3 protein-coding genes are annotated in these 3,055 nt (G+C 63.4%); 1 reads left to right on the top strand and 2 read right to left on the bottom strand.

Annotated elements, in window-relative coordinates:
• Positions 1-10 precede the first annotated feature (10 nt).
• Positions 11-703 carry a class I SAM-dependent methyltransferase gene (locus tag VEK15_28735; GenBank protein HXV64719.1) on the bottom strand — a complete coding sequence of 231 codons (693 nt, stop codon included), beginning with the start codon at positions 701-703 and terminating at the stop codon, positions 11-13.
• 145 nt (positions 704-848) lie between these two features.
• On the opposite strand from VEK15_28735, the gene VEK15_28730 reads away from it, so the two are divergent.
• Entirely contained in the window at positions 849-1,826 is a 978-nt protein-coding gene (locus VEK15_28730; protein HXV64718.1) for a polysaccharide deacetylase, read from the top strand.
• A gap of 135 nt (positions 1,827-1,961) precedes the next feature.
• Here VEK15_28730 and VEK15_28725 read toward each other — a convergent pair whose 3' ends face one another.
• Positions 1,962-3,020: a hypothetical protein gene (locus tag VEK15_28725; protein HXV64717.1), complete on the bottom strand. Its 1,059-nt coding sequence runs from the start codon at positions 3,018-3,020 to the stop codon at positions 1,962-1,964.
• Between the last annotated feature and the right edge of the window lie 35 nt (positions 3,021-3,055).

Here is a 3,055-nt window from a genome sequence, read left to right as displayed (position 1 = left end):
GCGGCCATCATCACCTGGGTAGTCGCGCTTCCACCAGGCAGTAGCGCTCGAAGGGGGCTCCGAAGACTCCCGATTCGACGCGCACCTCGAAGCCCTCGCTCTCGAGGAGGGCCCGCGCTTCGGGAAGAACGAAGGTCAGGTAGTACATCACGAAGGGTGGCGACCACATCGTGTTGCGCAGGTGCATCGCCGCGTTGAAGCCGCGAGACAGCCAATAGCCCCTGGACCCGAGCGGCGGCATCCGGCTCGTCACGAACAGGAAATGCCCTTGGGGCCGAAGGCAGGTCCGAACCGCCTTGACGAATCGCTCCCCATCGGTCGGAAGGACGTGGCCGAGAGCGCTGAAGCAAGTGACGAGGTCGAAAGCGCTCGCGAACGGCGGCTCGAGAAAATCTCCGCGAACGTAGACTGCGTGAGGAACCTGTTTGCGCGCGACCGCAAGCATGCCTCGGCTCAGGTCGAGTCCCACCGCGCGATGCACGTTTAGCGCCTGCAGCACCGCACCCGTTCCGCAGCCGAGATCCAGAAGCCGTCGAGGCTTCAGAGCTCCATGGACGTAATTCGCGGCACGGCTGAGGATCTCGTCCGGCGTGCGAAACGGCGTGACGTCGAACTTCGGCGCAAGCAGGTCGTAGCCCCGCTCCGTCGACGACAGCGCCTGCTCGGCCAGCTCCCAGAACGTGGGCCCGCGGGGATGAAACACTAGGTGGTTCTCTCTACTCCGAGTGGCGTAAGGTGGCCGCGGTATACTGCCGCGCCGGAGTCGTTGTTGGCATCGATGTCATTACCGACTCGTTCGGTGTGTGGAGACGATCATGTTCGAAGGTTACTGTAAGACGAACCCTGTGGTGCTTGCCTTCCGTGTCGCCTTGACGGGCCTGGTGGTCCTTGCCTGCTGCGCGCCGCCTCCACCGGATCCGGGGGTCGCGGGACCGGAGCCCGGGTGGCTCTGGACGACGGAGAAGATCGACGAGACCGTCAACCGAGTGAGAGCGGGCCGGAGCCTCCAGCCGGAGACATGGCCTCAAGGTGCACGGGTGGCCGTCCTTCTCTCCTTCGACGTCGACAACGAGACGATCGCCCTTCGTTATGGCGAACCGACGATTGGAGCGCTCTCCCAAGGCGAGTACGGAGCGCGCGTCGGGCTGCAGCGCGTGGTGGATCTGATCGATGCACATGAGATTCCGGCCTCGTTCTTCATTCCATCCGAGAGCCTGAGACTCAATCCGCACATGGCGGACGTCATCAAGCGTTCCGGGCGACACGAGATTGGAGTCCATGGCTGGATTCACGAGCTCAATTCCTCACTGCCCGCGGACATGGAACGAGAGCTCGTCGAGCGTGCCACCGACTACCTGACCGACATCGCCGGGGAGAGGCCTGTCGGATACCGGGCTCCTTCCTGGAACTTCTCCGACAACACCCTCGACATCATTCGAGACCTCGGATTTCTCTACGACAGCTCGCTCATGGCCGACGACCGGCCTTACGAGCTACTGGCCGGCGGAGAGCCGACCGGCATCGTCGAGCTACCGGTCGAATGGATCCTGGACGATGCTCCGTTGATGAATCCGAGCGGGGCTCGCTACAGCTCACCCCGTGACGTGCTCCAGGTGTACATCGATGAGTTCGACCTCGCCTACGAGGAGGGCACCATGTTCTTGCTCACGATGCATCCTCATTACATCGGGCACCGCTCGCGAATCGTGATCCTGAAGGAGCTCATCGAGCATATTCAGTCGAAGGAAGCGGTGTGGTGGGCGACTCATCGGCAGGTCGCAGAGTACGTGAAACAGCACGCGGGCCTGGAGCCGGCAATCCACTAGAGTGCCCAGTGCCGTGGCGGGACCCGTGATCGATCGTGCCGCCACGGCTCGGGCTGCTTACGGCGCGGCGAGCGCGCCGGGCTCGCTCCGCTCGCGCAGGGTGGGCTTCAGTTTTTCCTCACCCTGCTCGATGCATTAGGGAGGAGCAGCCCCGCCGTAACCCTGCTCGGCGAGCCTCTTCAGGCTCGCGAGAGCCGACGCGAGACCGTCCAGAGCGCCCGACTGCGCCCGACGCCGCACCAATCCGCCGAACATTCCCGTGAGACCGTCCGACCGGCTGCGACTGAAGCTCAGCAGGTAGAATCCCTCGGTGCTCGAGTCACTCGTATCCGGAATGACGTACTTGAGCTCGAGGGCGGTGTGGAAGTAGTGGCTCGCGTACAGCATCTTGGACGCGATGGCCACCGACCCATTGGGACGGCGGTAGAAGACGACGTGGTTCACCCGGGTCGTCGGCTTCAGGCCAAACTTCACCGTGGACCAGTAGAGAAACTCGTTCACGCCGGGAAGCTCGGCGTGCGGATAGTCGTCCAGATAGCGATGGAGCTCGGGCACATACTCCATGAGGTAGGGTGAGCTCGCGAGGAGCGCGTCGAACTCCTCCTCGATGAAGCTCGGCCGTTTCTTGTCGCGATAGGCGCCGAGGCTTGCGTCTCCCTCCTTCACGTATTCCTCGACGCCCTCGAGCGCCATCTGGTGGAGCAGTCGGGTCGCGGCCTCCTTCGCGCCGGGAGAGCTCCAGTCGATTTCGATGTGGAGGCGGCCGAGGATGTTCTCGGTCACCTTGACTTCGCAATCCCCGAGCCGGCACTTGGACAGGGCCTCCATGTCCTCGTCGGAGAGCTCGAGCGCGGCGAAGTCCTCGATCCGTGGCGGCGTCCCGATTTTCCGGATGGCGAGAACGGCGTCGCCGCTCTCGAAGTGCTCGATGTCCTCGTGCCAGGCGACGAAGTAGTCGACGGGCACGTGCACCCGCACGACACCGAAGATGGCGACCTCGGTGTCCTCGTCGGTATCTAACACCTTGGTATAGACCTCGCCCGCGCGCACGCGTCGGAGCTCCTCGTCATCGAGGCCGATCTGGCTTCGGAGGAACTCCGTCATGCGCTCCACCGGACTCTGGGCCCACATCGATTCGGCCCCATAAGGCAAGAACGCGAGAAACGCTGCAATGACAACGATCGTCCGATTCATGTCTTCAGGACCTCCAAGGGGCGAGGCTCGTCTGA

The organism is Vicinamibacteria bacterium (assembly GCA_035620555.1).
GTDB lineage: Bacteria > Acidobacteriota > Vicinamibacteria > Marinacidobacterales > SMYC01 > DASPGQ01.
The sequence above is the reverse complement of the archived record's forward strand: the minus strand, read 5'-3'. Positions and strand labels throughout refer to the sequence as shown.

Excerpts from the sequence above, each read along its gene's own strand:
- VEK15_28725 (HXV64717.1), bottom strand. The coding sequence starts at position 3,020 with ATGAATCGGACGATCGTTGTCATTGCAGCGTTTCTCGCGTTCTTGCCT.